This is a genomic window from Micromonospora sp. URMC 106, from assembly GCF_051386395.1.
In the GTDB taxonomy this organism is placed as follows: domain Bacteria; phylum Actinomycetota; class Actinomycetes; order Mycobacteriales; family Micromonosporaceae; genus Micromonospora.
The window spans coordinates 1-14,336 of the sequence record NZ_JBPQTP010000010.1; the positions used below are offsets into that span (position 1 = coordinate 1).

The 14,336-nt window shown below is 75.4% G+C and carries 15 protein-coding genes and 1 pseudogene; 5 read left to right on the plus strand and 11 right to left on the minus strand.

Annotated features, from left to right (window positions below; all coding sequences use genetic code 11):
* Window positions 1-10: 10 nt before the first annotated feature.
* The 3 genes from trpA to trpC form a co-directional block, all read right to left on the minus strand.
* Complete coding sequence (gene trpA / locus ACSNOB_RS05135) at window positions 11-814, minus strand: tryptophan synthase subunit alpha (protein ID WP_436685414.1); 804 nt, start codon at window positions 812-814, stop codon at window positions 11-13.
* A 4-nt stretch (window positions 815-818) separates the two neighbouring features.
* The gene (trpB, locus tag ACSNOB_RS05140) at window positions 819-2,057 is read right to left on the minus strand and encodes a tryptophan synthase subunit beta (protein ID WP_436685415.1); all 1,239 of its coding nucleotides are present in this window, start codon (window positions 2,055-2,057) and stop codon (window positions 819-821) included.
* Window positions 2,058-2,173: 116 nt separating this feature from the next.
* On the minus strand, window positions 2,174-2,977 hold the full coding sequence (gene trpC / locus ACSNOB_RS05145) for an indole-3-glycerol phosphate synthase TrpC (RefSeq protein ID WP_350681602.1): 804 nt from the start codon (window positions 2,975-2,977) through the stop codon (window positions 2,174-2,176).
* Window positions 2,978-3,462: 485 nt separating this feature from the next.
* On the opposite strand from trpC, the gene ACSNOB_RS05150 reads away from it, so the two are divergent.
* A complete protein-coding gene (locus tag ACSNOB_RS05150) occupies window positions 3,463-3,720 on the plus strand; it encodes a hypothetical protein (protein ID WP_393103587.1) in 258 nt (85 codons plus the stop codon).
* On the opposite strand, the gene ACSNOB_RS05155 is transcribed toward ACSNOB_RS05150, so the two are convergent.
* The 6 genes and pseudogenes from ACSNOB_RS05155 to ACSNOB_RS05180 all read right to left on the minus strand — a co-directional run bounded on the left by ACSNOB_RS05155 (window position 3,713) and on the right by ACSNOB_RS05180 (window position 8,692).
* Complete coding sequence (locus ACSNOB_RS05155; RefSeq protein ID WP_436685417.1) at window positions 3,713-4,342, minus strand: Trp biosynthesis-associated membrane protein; 630 nt, start codon at window positions 4,340-4,342, stop codon at window positions 3,713-3,715. The two genes, ACSNOB_RS05150 and ACSNOB_RS05155, sit on opposite strands and share 8 nt — an antisense overlap.
* A complete protein-coding gene (locus tag ACSNOB_RS05160) occupies window positions 4,339-5,937 on the minus strand; it encodes an anthranilate synthase component I (protein WP_436685418.1) in 1,599 nt (532 codons plus the stop codon). Before ACSNOB_RS05160 ends, ACSNOB_RS05155 begins: the two co-directional genes overlap by 4 nt.
* Window positions 5,934-6,368, minus strand: coding sequence for a phosphoribosyl-AMP cyclohydrolase (gene hisI / locus ACSNOB_RS05165; protein WP_436685530.1), 435 nt, complete (start codon window positions 6,366-6,368; stop codon window positions 5,934-5,936). Before hisI ends, ACSNOB_RS05160 begins: the two co-directional genes overlap by 4 nt.
* A gap of 180 nt (window positions 6,369-6,548) precedes the next feature.
* Window positions 6,549-7,145, minus strand: a pseudogene (locus ACSNOB_RS05170) (phosphoribosyl-AMP cyclohydrolase); the annotation flags it as partial.
* Window positions 7,146-7,304: 159 nt separating this feature from the next.
* Window positions 7,305-8,309: an aldo/keto reductase gene (locus tag ACSNOB_RS05175; protein ID WP_436685420.1), complete on the minus strand. Its 1,005-nt coding sequence runs from the start codon at window positions 8,307-8,309 to the stop codon at window positions 7,305-7,307.
* Window positions 8,306-8,692, minus strand: a complete 387-nt coding sequence (locus ACSNOB_RS05180; RefSeq protein WP_393103579.1) for a MerR family transcriptional regulator — start codon at window positions 8,690-8,692, stop codon at window positions 8,306-8,308. The genes ACSNOB_RS05175 and ACSNOB_RS05180 overlap by 4 nt, the downstream gene beginning before the upstream one ends.
* A gap of 110 nt (window positions 8,693-8,802) precedes the next feature.
* Here ACSNOB_RS05180 and ACSNOB_RS05185 point away from each other — a divergent pair, with 110 nt between their 5' ends.
* The 3 genes from ACSNOB_RS05185 to ACSNOB_RS05195 are packed head-to-tail and all read left to right on the plus strand — an operon-like array spanning window position 8,803 to window position 10,933.
* Window positions 8,803-9,540: an ABC transporter ATP-binding protein gene (locus ACSNOB_RS05185; protein WP_436685421.1), complete on the plus strand. Its 738-nt coding sequence runs from the start codon at window positions 8,803-8,805 to the stop codon at window positions 9,538-9,540.
* Entirely contained in the window at window positions 9,537-10,292 is a 756-nt protein-coding gene (locus ACSNOB_RS05190; protein WP_393103575.1) for an ABC transporter permease, read from the plus strand. Before ACSNOB_RS05185 ends, ACSNOB_RS05190 begins: the two co-directional genes overlap by 4 nt.
* Before the next feature lie 32 nt (window positions 10,293-10,324).
* Window positions 10,325-10,933: a TetR family transcriptional regulator gene (locus ACSNOB_RS05195; protein ID WP_436685423.1), complete on the plus strand. Its 609-nt coding sequence runs from the start codon at window positions 10,325-10,327 to the stop codon at window positions 10,931-10,933.
* Window positions 10,934-10,960: 27 nt separating this feature from the next.
* Here ACSNOB_RS05195 and ACSNOB_RS05200 read toward each other — a convergent pair whose 3' ends face one another.
* The gene (locus ACSNOB_RS05200) at window positions 10,961-11,719 is read right to left on the minus strand and encodes a DUF2470 domain-containing protein (protein ID WP_436685425.1); all 759 of its coding nucleotides are present in this window, start codon (window positions 11,717-11,719) and stop codon (window positions 10,961-10,963) included.
* A 70-nt stretch (window positions 11,720-11,789) separates the two neighbouring features.
* Between ACSNOB_RS05200 and rpsD the strand changes: the two genes are divergently transcribed.
* Window positions 11,790-12,401 (plus strand): 30S ribosomal protein S4, encoded by a 612-nt coding sequence (gene rpsD / locus ACSNOB_RS05205; RefSeq protein WP_436685426.1) that lies wholly within the window; start codon window positions 11,790-11,792, stop codon window positions 12,399-12,401.
* Window positions 12,402-12,471: 70 nt separating this feature from the next.
* On the opposite strand, the gene ACSNOB_RS05210 is transcribed toward rpsD, so the two are convergent.
* Window positions 12,472-14,274 carry an ABC transporter ATP-binding protein gene (locus ACSNOB_RS05210; protein WP_436685428.1) on the minus strand — a complete coding sequence of 601 codons (1,803 nt, stop codon included), beginning with the start codon at window positions 14,272-14,274 and terminating at the stop codon, window positions 12,472-12,474.
* Window positions 14,275-14,336: the final 62 nt, after the last annotated feature.

A 14,336-nucleotide genomic window follows, 5' to 3' on the forward strand; every position in this document is an offset into this window, starting at 1 on the left:
GGGCGTTGGGTCAGCGGGTGGGGGTGCGGACGCCTTCGGCGAGTTCGGTGCTGAGCGCGCGCAGGGCGGCCAGCCCGGACGCCTCGTCCGGCGCGTCGAGCAGGCACCGGATCAGCGCGCTGCCGACGATGACGCCGTCGGCGTACCCGGCGACCGTGCCGGCCTGCGCGCCCGTGCCGACGCCCAGCCCGACGCCGACCGGCAGGTCGGTGACCTCCCGCACCCGGTCGACCAGGATCGGCGCCGCGTCGGAGGTCCGCGCCCGGGCGCCGGTGACGCCCATGATCGCGGTGGCGTAGACGAAGCCCCGGCAGTGGGCCGTGGTCATCGCCAGCCGCGCGTCGGTGGAGGACGGCGAGACCAGGAAGGTGCGGTCCAGCCCGTACGCGTCGGAGGCGGCGAGCCACTCGCCGGCCTCCTCGGGGATCAGGTCCGGCGTGATCAGGCCGGTGCCCCCGGCCGAGGCGAGGTCCCGGGCGAAGGCGTCCACCCCGTAGCGCTCCACCGGGTTCCAGTAGGTCATGGTGACCACGGGCGCCCCCGTGGCGGCGACCGCCTCGATGATGCGCAACGTGTCGGCGGTGCGTACGCCGCCGGCGAGGGCGATGTCGCTGGCCCGCTGGATCACCGGGCCGTCCATCACCGGGTCGGAGTACGGGATCTCCACCTCGATCACGTCCACGCCGGCCTCGACCATCGCGGTCATCGCGGCGATGCTGCCCTCGACGGTCGGGAACCCGGCCGGCATGCAGCCGACCAGCACCGCCCGTCCGTCGGCCCGCGCCTTGTCGAACGCCACCCCGATCCGGCTCACGTTCTCACTGCTCCCTGTCGAGGATGCCGAAGTAGTCGCCGGCGGTGTGCACGTCCTTGTCGCCCCGGCCGGAGAGGTTGACCACGATGGTGGGCTCCCGGCCCAGCTCGGCGGCGAGCTTCGGGGCGATCTTGATGGTGCCGGCGAGCGCGTGCGCGCTCTCGATCGCCGGGATGATGCCCTCGGTGCGGCAGAGCAGCTCGAACGCGGCCATCGCCTCGTCGTCGGTGACGGGCAGGTAGGTGGCCCGCCCGGTGTCGTGCAGCCAGGCGTGCTCCGGCCCGACGCCGGGGTAGTCCAGCCCGGCGGAGATCGAGTGCGACTCGCAGGTCTGCCCGTCGGAGTCCTGCAGGACGTAGGTGCGGGTGCCGTGCAGCACGCCGGCGGAGCCGCCGGTGATGCTGGCCGCGTGCCGGCCCGTCTCCACCCCGTCGCCGCCGGCCTCGAAGCCGTACAGCCGCACGTCGGCGTCGCCGACGAACGCGTGGAAGATGCCCAGCGCGTTGGAGCCGCCGCCGACGCAGGCGGTCACCGCGTCCGGCAGCGCGCCCGTGCGGTCGAGGCACTGCTGGCGCGCCTCGTCGCCGATGCCCCGGACGAAGTCGCGGACCATCGCCGGGAACGGGTGCGGGCCGGCGGCGGTGCCGATGAGGTAGTGCGTGTCGTCGACGTTGGCGACCCAGTCCCGCATCGCCTCGTTCATCGCGTCCTTGAGGGTGCGCGACCCGGTGGTGACCGGCACGACGGTGGCGCCGAGCATCCGCATCCGGGCCACGTTGAGCGCCTGCCGCTCGGTGTCGACCTGGCCCATGTAGACCACGCAGTCGAGGTCGAAGAGCGCGGCGGCGGTGGCGGTCGCGACGCCGTGCTGGCCGGCGCCGGTCTCCGCGATCACCCGCCGCTTGCCCATCCGCCGGGTCAGCAGGGCCTGGCCGAGCACGTTGCGCACCTTGTGCGCCCCCGTGTGGTTGAGGTCCTCCCGCTTGAGCAGCACGCGCGCGCCGACCTTGGCGGAGAACCGCTGGGCCGCGTAGAGCAGCGACGGGGTGCCGGCGTAGTCGCGCAGCAGGTTGGCGAACTCGGCCCGGAACGACTCGTCCGCCATCGCCGCGCGGTGCGCGGCGTCCAGCTCGTCCAGCGCCGCGACCAGTGCCTCCGGTACGAACCGACCGCCGAAGCGGCCGAAGTGACCCGCGGAGTCGGGCTGCGGACCGGCCGGGGCGGCCAGCGCGTCGGCGCTCATGCCGGCACTCCGTCTCGCTCCGTGCCCCCATCAGGCACCACCGCGCTGAGCCTGATGGTTCGCTCGCTGCGCTCACTCATCGGATCGTCCTCTCGGTGCTGGCGAACCGGCGCGGATCAGCGCACCGGGCGGGGCGTGGCCGGGTGGTTGCCGGCGTTGACCAGCTCGGCTACCGCCTCGCGGGGGCTCTTCTGGGTGACCAGGCCCTCGCCGACCAGGACCGCGTCGGCGCCCGCCGAGGCGTACCGGATGAGGTCGTGCGGGCCGCGCACCCCCGACTCGGCGATCTTGACGACGCTGCTGGGCAGGCCGGGCGCGATCCGCTCGAACACCGAGCGGTCGACCTCAAGGGTACGCAGGTTGCGGGCGTTGACCCCGATCACCTGGGCCCCGGCCTCCAGGGCCCGGTCGGCCTCCTCCTCGTCGTGCACCTCGACCAGCGCGGTCATGCCGAGGGACTCGATCCGCTCCAGCAGGCCGACGAGCGCGTTCTGCTCCAGGGCGGCGACGATCAGCAGCACCAGGTCGGCGCCGTGCGCGCGGGCCTCGTGCACCTGGTAGCTGGAGACGACGAAGTCCTTGCGCAGCACCGGGATGTTCACGGCGGCGCGGACGGCGGCCAGGTCGTCGAGCGAGCCGCCGAACCACCGCCCCTCGGTGAGCACGCTGATCGCCCGCGCGCCGCCGGCGGCGTAGTCGCCGGCCAGGTCGGCCGGGTCGGCGATCTCGGCCAGCCGGCCCTTGGACGGCGAGGAGCGCTTCACCTCGGCGATCACCGCGACGCCCGGCTTGCGCAGGGCCGCGTACGCGTCCAGCGGCGGCGGCGCGGCGGCGGCCAGTTCGCGGATCCGCTCCAGCGGAACCTGCTCCTGTCGCCGCGCGACGTCCTCGCGCACGCCGGCCAGGATCTCGTCGAGCACGCCTACGGACGCCGCCGGACCGGCCTCGTCCCCCTCCGCGTGCGCATGCTCAGCAGTCACCAACGGACTCCCCTCTCCGGGTGTCATGGGCCGATGCTAGGGGGCGCCACCTGGCGACGGGTGCCGGGGGTATGGCGTGCCTCACGAGATGGGCTGCGGCATAATGGCCGACTTCCGGTGAACGGGGTGTCACGCAGGGCGACCGACCCCATCGACGCTCGTCACCCGAACGCGCCACCCCCACCCCCCTCACGCATCGATCTGATCCTATCCGTCGCCGCCCGGCTCCGCGCGGTGGCGGGAAACCCGGCCGCTCCCTGTGACCTAGCTCAAGGACGAACGGCCCTTTCCCTGGTGGCGGCCCCGGAGGCAGAGTTGACGTGTCGGTCACCACGGCGAAACGTGAGCCAGCCAGCATCGTCCTCGGGCAGACTCGATGTCGCGCCCGACCCCACCGACACCGACGATCTCCGTGCGAGGCGATCATGAGCACTGTCGAGCCCCACCAGACCATCGGACTGACGACCCTCTCGCGTACCGTCGCGTCGCTCGCCGTCGGCGTGGTGCACACCCTCGAGCGCGCGGTCGTCGGCGAGGCGCGGATGCGGACCGCGCGCGGCAACGCCTGGGAGGCCGTCTGCGCCGACCGGGCCCGGGCCGAGCAGCGGGCCGAGCTCGACCGCCTGGTGGCGGAGCTGGCGGCGGCCCGCGCCGCCGCCCGGGCCCGCCAGCCCGTCAGCTGACCGTCGGGTCCTCGCCGCGGTCCAGCGCGTCCCACGCCTCGGTGGTGCGCCGGCCGGTGACCCGGCCGTCCGCGTCCCGGGCGACCGGCGCGCCGGCACCCCGGGCCGGCCGTTCGTAGCGGGCGCCCATCGCCGGCCAGCGCCGGCCCCGCAGCGCCGTCAGCAGCCCGCCCGCCACGGCGAGCACCCCGCCCACCAGGCACAGCGCCGGCCACTGCCGGCTGAGCTCACCGTCGAACGCGGCGACCAGGCCGTAGCCGCCACCGGCCGCCACCGCCGCGCCGAGCGCGGCGAGCAGCCCGCCCAGCAGTCGCCGCGCCCGCCCCCGGGTGGCGAGCACCGCGCCGCCGCCGGCCAGCCCGACCAGGGCCAGCGCCGGCAGCCAGGGCAGCAGGTCGGTGCCCGTGCGCGTGTCGCGCAGCGGCGGCAGCGGGGTGGGCCGGGCGGTCAGCTCGACCGCCCAGGTGCGCGTCGACGCCCACAGCGCCAGGCCCGCGCCGGCCACGCAGAGCAGCACCGCGTACGTCAGCTCGCGCCGGCCCGCGACCGTCCGGGCGCGCTCCTCGGCCTCGGCCGCCGCGGCCGTCGCCGGCTCGCCGCCGCGCGGCGCCGCGGCCGTCATCGGGCGGGCCGCAGGGTCTCGGCGGCGGCGATGGCCGCGAGCACGGCGGCGGCCTTGTTCCGGGTCTCCTGGTCCTCGGCGGCCGGGTCGGAGTCGGCCACCACCCCCGCTCCGGCCTGCACGTAGGCCCGCCCGTCGCGCATCAGCGCGGTCCGGATGGCGATCGCCATGTCCAGGTCGCCGCCGAAGCCGAAGTAGCCCACGGTGCCGCCGTAGAGGCCGCGGCGGACCGGCTCCAGCTCCTCGATGAGCTCCATGGCGCGCACCTTCGGGGCGCCGGAGAGCGTGCCGGCCGGAAAGGTCGCGGCGAGCGCGTCGAAGGCCGTGCGGTCCTCGCGCAGGGTGCCGACCACGGTCGAGACGATGTGCATGACGTGGCTGTAGCGCTCGATGGTGGCGAACTCCGGCACCTCCACCGTGCCCGGGCGGCACACCCGGCCCAGGTCGTTGCGGCCCAGGTCGACCAGCATCACGTGCTCGGCCCGCTCCTTCGGGTCGGTGAGCAGCTCCGCGGCGAGCCGGGCGTCGGCCTCCGGGGTGCCGCCGCGCGGCCGGGTGCCGGCGATCGGGTGCAGCAACGCGCGCCGCCGCCCGTCGGCGTCGGTGGTCACCTTCAGGTGCGCCTCCGGCGAGGAGCCGACGATGTCGAAACCGTCGAAGCGCAGCAGGTACATGTACGGGCTGGGATTCGTCGTGCGCAGCACCCGGTAGACGTCCAGCGGGTCGGCGTGCGTGTCCCGCTCGAACCGCTGGGCGAGCACGATCTGGAAGCACTCGCCGGCCCGGATCGCCTCCTTGGCCGCCTCCACGGCCTTCGGGTAGCCGCCCTCGGGGGTGCGGCTGCGCACCTCGCCGGCCGGCGGTCGGTCGACCGTGGAGACCATCGGCGGGATGGGCCGGGACAGCGCGGTGGTCATCGCGTCGAGCCGACCGACCGCGTGGTGGTACGCGGCCGCGACCCGGGCCTCGCGGTCGGGCTCGCCCAGCGGCGGCAGGATCGCGTTGGCGACCAGGATCGCCGAGCCGTCGTAGTGGTCCAGCACCACCAGGTCGGCGGCGAGCATCATGCCCAGCTCGGGCAGGCCCAGGTCGTCCTCGGTCAGCTCGGGCAGCCGCTCGAACCGGCGGATCAGCTCGTAGCCGAGGTAGCCGACCATGCCCCCGGTCAGCGGCGGCATCCCGCTGGCCGCGTCCCAGGCCGGGCCGGCGAGGGCGTCGACGGTCTCGCGCAGCACCCGGACCGGGTCGCCGGAGGTGGGCAGGCCGGCCGGCGGCTGCCCCGTCCACACCGCGGCGCCGTCCCGCTCGGTCAGCGTGGCGCTGCTGCGCACGCCGATGAACGAGTACCGCGACCAGGCCAGCCCGGCCGAGCCGACCCCCTGCTCGGCGGACTCGAGCAGGAAGGTCCCCGGTCCGCCGGCGAGCTTGCGGTAGACGCCGACCGGCGTCTCCGCGTCGGCGAGCAGCCGCCGGGTCACCGGGACGACCCGCCAGCGGGCGGCCAGCTCGGTGAAGGTGGCGACGTCCGGGCTGACCGCGCCGTCGGACCGGGATCCGGTCGCGGCGCCCGGCGCCGCCGCGCGCTGCGCGCTCACCGGGCCTGCGCCCCTTCCCCGCTGACCGGCAGTTCGGTGAAGAAGCAGGTGCGGTGCCCGGTGTGGCACGCCGCGCCGACCTGGTCGACGTCGACCAGCAGCGCGTCGCCGTCGCAGTCCAGGGCGACGGAGCGGACGTACTGGTGGTGCCCGGAGGTGGCGCCCTTGACCCAGTACTCGCGGCGGCTGCGCGACCAGTAGGTGGCCCGCCCGGTGGTCAGGGTGCGGTGCAGCGCCTCGTCGTCCATCCAGGCGACCATCAGCACCTCGCCGGAGTCGTGCTGGCGGACCACCGCGGCCACCAGGCCGTCGGGGGTGCGGCGCAGCCGGGCGGCGATGGCCGGGTCGAGCCGGGACGCACGGGCCGGGCCGGCCGCGGGCTCCTGCGGGCTGGGGTGGGCGCCGGTCACCGGCGCGTCAGGTACGGGCACAGTGACCCATTGTCCCGCACGCGGGGCGGGCACCGGCGACGGCTCCCGCCGGGGGCGCGGCGGCGCGCCGGCGGGCCGGGTCAACTGGTCGACGTGGCGGTCCAGCCGGCCGTCGACCAGGGCGTCGGCCAGCTCCGCGCCGGCGGTCGCGGCGATCTCGGCGGCGTACGGGCGGATCAGGGGCAGGGCGCCGGCGACCAGGCGGGCCGCCGCCGCGTAGACCTGCCCGACGGAGCCGGGGCGCAGCCCGAGGCAGAGCAGCATGTCCTCCCGGTAGTTCGGCGGCGCCACCGGCAGGTCGAGGGCGGCGGCGAAGGCCGCCCGGCGGGACACCACCCGCACCGTCGGGTTGGCCGGCCGCAGCACGGACGGGCAGAGCCGGGCCAGGTCGGCGGCGGCCAGCCGGACGCCGAGGTGGTCGTCGGCGTCCCGCGCGCCGGCCACCTTGCCGAGGGTGGCGATCAGCTCCTCCAACTGCGGCTCGCCGGCCGGCTGGCACAGCACCGGCAGGTCGATGCGGACCCGCCAGTGCGGGTCCGCCCAGAGCAGCCGGGCCGGCGCGGTCACCGGCAGCCCGAACGCCCAGTCCGCCGGCTCGCCGAGCCGGGTCAGCCAGGAGCGCACGTCGCGGGCGGCCACCGAGACGTGGGTCAGCCGCCCCGCGTGCTCCGTCAGGTAGGCGTGGCGGGCGGCGTACGGGGCGCCGCCGAGCAGCACGTCGACGTCGACGTCGCTGTGTGGGGTGGCGGCGCGCCGGGCGTGGCTGCCGCGCAGCATGATGCCGACCACGGGCTGCTCGGCGCCGGCCCGCAGCCGGGCGGTCCATGCGCGGAGGAACCCCTCGTCCGGTGACGGAGCGTGACCCACGGCGCCATCGTGCCGTACGCCCGATCGGCGCGCAATGCCCGTTGGCGGACCTGGTGTCCGGTCCGAAGGCTAATGCCCGACGAACCTCATCGACGCCTCGGGGTACCGTTCGCCCGCCACGGCGCCCGGCGGCACCGCCCCGCCCAGCCGGGACCGCTGCTCGGCGGTGAGCCGGATGTCGGCCGCCGCCGCGTTCTCCTCCAGCCGGTGCGCTCGCCGGGTGCCGGGGATCGGGAAGACGTCGTCACCCTGGGCGAGCAGCCAGGCCAGGGCGGCCTGGGCCGGCGTGCAGCCGATCTCGTCGGCCACCGCGCGCACCTCGCCGACCAGCTTCAGGTTGGCGTCGAGGTTGGCCTCGGCGAAGCGCGGCGCCGCGGCGCGCCAGTCGCCGGCGGCGAGCTGCTCCCGGCTCGTGATCGTCCCGGTCAGCAGCCCCCGCCCCACCGGCGAGTACGCGACCAGCGCCACCCCCAGCTCCCGGCAGGTGGCCAGCATCTCGGCCTCGACGTCCCGGCTGAACAGCGAGTACTCCATCTGCACCGCGGTCACGGGGTGTACCGCGTGCGCCGCGCGCAGGGTCGCCGGACTCACCTCGGACAGGCCGATGTGGCGCACCTTGCCGGCGGCGACCTGCTCGGCCATCGCGCCGACGGTGTCCTCGATCGGGGTGCCGGGGTCACGCCGGTGCAGGTACCACAGGTCGATGACGTCCACCCCGAGCCGGCGCAGGGAGGCGTCGCACGCCTCGCGCGCCCAGGCGGGGCTGCTGTCCACGTACGCGCCGGGGCCGGCGGTGCCGCCGGTGCCGTCGCCGTGCGTCCGGTTGCCGAACTTGGTGGCCAGGAAGACCTCGTCGCGGCGCGCCGTCACCACCGGCGAGAGCAGTTCCTCGTTGCGGCCCCAGCCGTACATGTCGGCGGTGTCCAGGTGGTTCACGCCGATGTCGAGCGCCCGGTGCAGGGTCCGGGTCGACTCGGCGTCGTCGGCCGCGCCGTAGGCGAAGCTCATCCCCATGCAGCCCAGCCCGATCGCCGAGACCTCTGGCCCGGTCGCGCCCAGTCGCCGGCGGATCATGAGCATCGCTCCGCGCGGCGGTAGTGGTCGATCTTGTAGTCCAGCACCTTCAGATCCTCCTCCAACTCGGCCATCCGGTTCAGCACGCGGGCGCGGTGCGCCTCGAAGAGCGCCCGTCTGGCCGCCAGGGTGCCGTCGCCCTGCCGAGCGAGTTCGGCGTAGCGGCGCATGTCCCGGACCGGCATGCCGGTGCGGCGCAGCCGGGTGAGCAGGAACAGCCAGTCGACGTCCCGCTCGGTGTAGCGGCGGCGCCCGGCCGAGTCGCGCCCGACCGGGGCGACCAGCCCTTCCTGCTCGTACCACCGCAGCGTGTAGGTGGTCAGGCCGACCCGCTCGGCCGCCTCGCCGACGGTGAGGGTCGTCTCCAGCGTGCTGATGTCCACGCCGTCCAGACTCCCAGTTCGAGTACACGCGAAGTCAACCGTTGCGCGCCGGGGAACATCTCATCTAGCGTTGAGTTCATCGAGTGTTGAGTTTCGCGGGGAGGTGGGCCATGGAGGAGGCGATCGCCGTCCGGGACCTGGTCGTCGACCGGGGCGGGCGGCGGGTGCTGCACGGCGTCACCGCGACCGTGCCGCGCGGCGAGGTCACCGGGTTGCTCGGGCCCAGCGGCAGCGGCAAGACCACCCTGATGCGCGCGGTCGTCGGGGTGCAGGTCGTCGGCGCCGGCTCCGTCACCGTGCTGGGGCGGCCCGCCGGGGCGCCGGAGCTGCGCCGCCGGGTCGGCTACCTCACCCAGGCGCCCAGCGTCTACGCCGACCTGACGGTGCGGGAGAACGCGCGCTACTTCGCCGCCCTGCACGGCCGGGGCCGGGCCGACGCCGACCGGGCGGTCGCCGACGTCGGGCTCGCCGGGGCGGCCGGCCAGCTGGTCGGCACCCTCTCCGGCGGGCAGCGCAGCCGCGCCTCGCTGGCCTGCGCGCTGGTCGGCGAGCCGGAACTGGTCGTCCTCGACGAGCCGACCGTCGGCCAGGACCCGGTCCTGCGGGCCGACCTCTGGGCCCGGTTCCACGCCATGGCCGCCGCCGGCACCACCCTGCTGGTCTCCAGCCACGTGATGGACGAGGCGGCCCGCTGCGACCGGCTGCTGCTGATCCGCGAGGGGCGGCTGATCGCCGACGACACCCCCGACGCGGTCCGCGCCGCCGCCGGCGTCGACGACCTGGACGAGGCGTTCCTGCGGCTGATCAGGGCGAGCGAGGCGGACACCGCCGGACGGGAGGCGTCGTGAACCCCCGGATCCTCGCCGCCACCACCGGCCGCATCCTGCGGCAGCTGCGGCACGACCGACGCACCGTGGCACTGCTGGTGGCGGTGCCGTCGGCGCTGCTCGCCCTGGTCTACTTCATGTACGTCGACCAGCCCGCCCCGCCGGGGCAGCCCTCGGTGTTCGACCGGGTCGCCCTGGTGATGCTCGGCTTCTTCCCCTTCGTGATCATGTTCCTGGTGACCAGCATCGCGATGCTGCGCGAGCGCACCACCGGGACGCTGGAGCGGCTGCTCACCACCCCGCTCGGCAAGCTCGACCTGCTCTTCGGCTACGGCATCGCGTTCGGGCTGGCGGCGGTCGTCCAGGCCGTCATCGCGGCCGCCGTGGCGTACGGGGTCTTCGACCTGGACACGGCCGGCAGCAGCGGTCTGGTGATCATGATCGCCGCGCTGAACGCGGTGCTCGCGGTCGCGCTCGGGCTCCTGTGCAGCGCCTTCGCCCGCACCGAGTTCCAGGCCGTACAGTTCATGCCGGTCGTGGTGGTGCCCCAGTTCCTGCTCTGCGGGCTGTTCGTGCCCCGGGGCGAGATGGCCGGCTGGTTGCAGGCGGTCAGCGACGCGCTCCCCCTGTCGTACGCCGTCGAGGCGCTGCAGGAGGTGGGCGCCAACGCCGAGCCGACCGGCACCATGTGGCGGGACGTGGCGGTGGTCGCCGGCGCGGCGGTCCTGGCGCTGGTGCTCGCGGCGGCCACCCTGCGGCGGCGCAGCGGCTGACGGCGCCGGAGACGACGGAGCGAAGGGCGGCGATGGCACGGCGGACCGGACGGCGACCCGGCAACCCGGACACCCGGCAGGCGATCCTCGGCGCGGCCCGCGCCGCCTTCGCCGAGCGCGGGTTCGACGCGGCCTCGATCCGCGCCATCGCCGCCGCCGCGCAGGTGGACCCGGCCCTGGTACACCACTACTTCGGCAGCAAGGACCAGCTCTTCCTGGCCGCGATGCAGGCGCCGGTCGACCCGGGCGAGCTGCTGCCCAAGGTGCTCGCCGGCGACCGGGAGGGCATCGGGGAGCGGCTGGTGCGCACCTTCCTCGGCGTCTGGGACTCCCCGGCCGGCACGGCCGGAGTGGCGCTGCTGCGCTCCGCGTTGAGCAACGAGTGGACCGCCCGGCTGCTGCGGGAGTTCCTGGTCAGCCAGGTGCTCCGCAGGGTCCTCGACCAGCTCGACGTCGACCCGGCCGAGCTGCCGCTGCGGGGCTCGCTGGTGGCCAGCCAGATGATCGGGCTGGCCATGATGCGGCACGTGGTCCGGCTGGAGCCGGTCGCCTCGGCCGCCCCGGAGACGCTCGTCGCGGCGGTCGGCCCGACGGTGCAGCGCTACCTGACCGGCGACCTCGCCGACGTCTTCCCGGGCTGACCCGCGCCCTCCCGAGGGCCCGCCGGGTCAGGCGTGGTCGGCGTGCCGGGCGGCGGCGTGGCGGCAGAGCAGCGGGTGCAGGAGACGGGCCAGCTCCTCCCGGCCGGCCAGCGGGCGCGGGAAGGCCAGGCGGGCGCGGCGGCGCGCGCCGGGCCGGCCGTGGGCGACCAGCAGGCCGTACCGGTCGATCCGGACCACCCGGGGCGCGCTGTCGGGGCCGGTCTCGGGCAGGCCGAGCTGCCGGCGCAGGTAGCCGGCCACCTCGGTGGCGTGGTGCTCGGCGAGGTCGGCCAGCAGCCCCGCCTCGACCGGGTGCAGGGGATCCGGCTCGGCCTCGGCGTACGCCGTGGGGTCGATCCGGCGGACGGCGTCGCCGCGCTCCCAGCGGGCCTCGACCACCTCGAAGCGGTGCAGCCGGAACCGGGTGCCGACGTCGAGCAGGTCGCCGGTCGGCTCCACCGCCGCGAAGTCCAGCGCGGCGCGACGCTCCTCCGCGCCGTCCAGGCGGGTCGCCCAGCCGGAGACCCAGGCCCGGCCGAGGCTCGGGGCGCCGGCGGCGGGTGGCAGGTCGAGCACGTCCAGCACCAGCGCGACGTCGGACTCGCCGTCGGCGGGCCGCAGGGCGGCGGCGAGGTCGCTGACCACCGGCACCAGCAGCAGCACCCGCCCGTCCGGGTCGGTCACGTGCCGCACCTGGTGCGGGCCGGGCCGGTGCGCGACGTGGGCCAGGCCGGGCAACCGGCCGGCGACGAGGGTACGGACGATCTCCGCCGGGCTGGGCCGCATGGCACGACCTCCTTAATAGGTTAGGCTTACCTAACTCGGAGACTAGAGCACCGGATCGGAGACGTCCAGCGTGAACCACCCCAGGCCCAAGGCCCGGCTCTCCCGCGCCCTCGGCATCCCGCTCACCCGCAAGTGCGTGCGGTACCTCGAACGGCGCCCCTTCCCACCCGGCGTGCACGGGCGGCAGCGCCGCAAGACCTCGGACTACCAGGTGCGGCTGCTGGAGAAGCAGCGCCTGCGCCACCAGTACAACGTCAGCGAGACCCAGCTGCGCCGCGCGTTCGACGAGGCCGCCCGGGGCGCGGGCAAGACCGGCGAGAGCCTGGTCGCCCTCCTGGAGCGGCGGCTCGACGCGGTGGTGCACCGGGCCGGGCTGGCCCGCAGCATCTACCAGGCCCGGCAACTGGTCGCGCACGGCCACTTCACCGTCGACGGGCGCAAGGTCGACCGCCCGTCGTACCGGCTGCGGCCGGGACAGGTGGTGGCCGTGCGCGAGCGCAGCCGCGCGTCGGCGCCGTTCCAGCTCGCCGCGGCCGGCGCCAACGCGGCCGAGGGCCCGGCCCGGCCGTACCTGTCGGTGGAGCTGCCCGAGCTGCGCGCCACGCTGCTGCGCGAGCCCGCCCGACACGAGGTCCCGGTGCTCTGCGACGAGCAGCTCGTGGTGGAGTTCTACTCCCGCTGACCGGCCGACGCCCCCGGCCGGGCCGCGGCGGGCGCCTCACGGCGCGCCGGCCGGGCCCGGCCGGGTCCGTTCAGCGGGTCTGCTCCAGCCAGGAGGCGTAGAGCAGGCCGTAGATGGACTCCGGGTCGCGGACCAGCTCGTCGTGCGGGCCGCGCTGCACGATCCGGCCCCGGTCCACCACGATCACCTCGTCGGCGGACTGCGCGGTGGAGAGCCGGTGCGCGATGGCGAGGGTGGTGCGCCCCCGGGTCACCGCGTCCAGGGTGCGTTGCAGCCGCACCTCGGTGGCCGGGTCGACCGCGCTGGTCGCCTCGTCCAGCACCAGCAGGTCCGGGTCGGCCACGTACGCGCGGGCCAGCGCGACCAGCTGCCGCTCCCCCACGCTCAGCGCCTCGCCCCGCTCCCCCACCGGGGTGTGCAGGCCCGACGGCAGCCCGTCCAGCCAGTCCGCCAGTCCCAGCTCGGTAAAGGCCGCGGCGAGCTGCTCGTCGGTCAGCTCGGGACGGGCGAAGCGGACGTTCTCCGCCACCGTGGCGTCGAAGAGGAAGCCGTCCTGCGGCACCATCACCACCCGGGAGCGCAACGAGGCGAACCGCACCTGCTCCAGCGGCACCCCGGAGAGCAGCACCTGGCCGGCCGTCGGGTCCATCAGCCGGGTGAGCAGCTTGGCGAACGTGGTCTTGCCGCTGCCGGTCTCGCCGACCACCGCCACCCGGCTCTTCGCCGGGATCTCCACGTCGATGTCGTGCAGCACGGGCGGGCCGCCCGGGTAGGCGAAGCCCACCCCGGCGAAGCGGATGTCCAGCGGGCCGGCCGGCAGCTCGCGCCCCTGCTCGCCCGGGTCGGCGACGTCCGGCGCGACGTCCAGCACGTCCAGCACCCGGCGCCAGCCGGCGATGGCGTTCTGCGCCTCGTTGAGCACCTCGGTGGCGATCTGCACCGGCTGGATGAAGAGCGTGACCAGGAAGAGGAAGGCGGTCACCTCGCCGACGCTCAGGGTGCGGTCGGCGCCGAGGACCACCCCCAGCACCACCACGCCGGCCAGGGCCAACCCGGCGGCCAGCTCGCCGACCGAGCTGCCCATGATGCTGATCCTGATCGCCCGCTGCTGGGCCCGCCGCTGTCCGTCGATCGCCTCGTCGAGCCGGCGGGCGGTCCGCCCGGCGATCCCGTACGCCCGGATCACCGGCGCGCCGACCACGCTCTCCCCGATCGCGCCGAGCAGCGCCCCGGTGCGCTGCCGGACCACCCCGTACGCACCGGCGAGGCGGCGCTGCAACAGCCGGATCACCAGCACGGCGGGCAGGAAGGCGGCGTAGACGACGAGGGTCAGTTGCCAGGAGTACGCCAGCATGACCAGCGTGGTGACCACCAGCTGGCCGAGGTTGATCACCAGGATCACGCCGCCCCACTGGAGGAACTGGGTGATCTGGTCGACGTCGCTGGTCACCCGGGACACCAGCGAACCGCGCCGCTCGGACTGCTGGTGGAGCATGGACAGGTCGTGCACGTGCCGGAACGCCCGCACCCGCACGTTGGCCAGCGCGGTCTCGCTGACCGTGAAGAGCCGGCGCATCATCAGGTAACCGCAGACGGTGGTCACCACCAGCACCGCGGCGGTGGCGGCGACCACCGTCCAGACCACGGTCAGGTCGAGGCCGCCGACGATGCCGTTGTCGATGCCCTGCTGCACGGCCACCGGCACGGCCGCCCGGCCGACCATGTAGACCAGGGCCAGGCCCAGCGTGCCGGCGAGGCCGACCCGCAGCTCCGGGGAGAGCGCCAGCCCCCGCCGCAGCGTCTGCCAGGTCGTCTCGGTCTCCTCGGCCGTCTCGGCCGACGCCGCCTTGCTCGTGGTCGTGGTCGCGCTCACCGGGCCCGCCTCTCGTTCGCGACTGCGGGGCTCCGCTCCGCTGCACTCCTCGCGCTCACCGG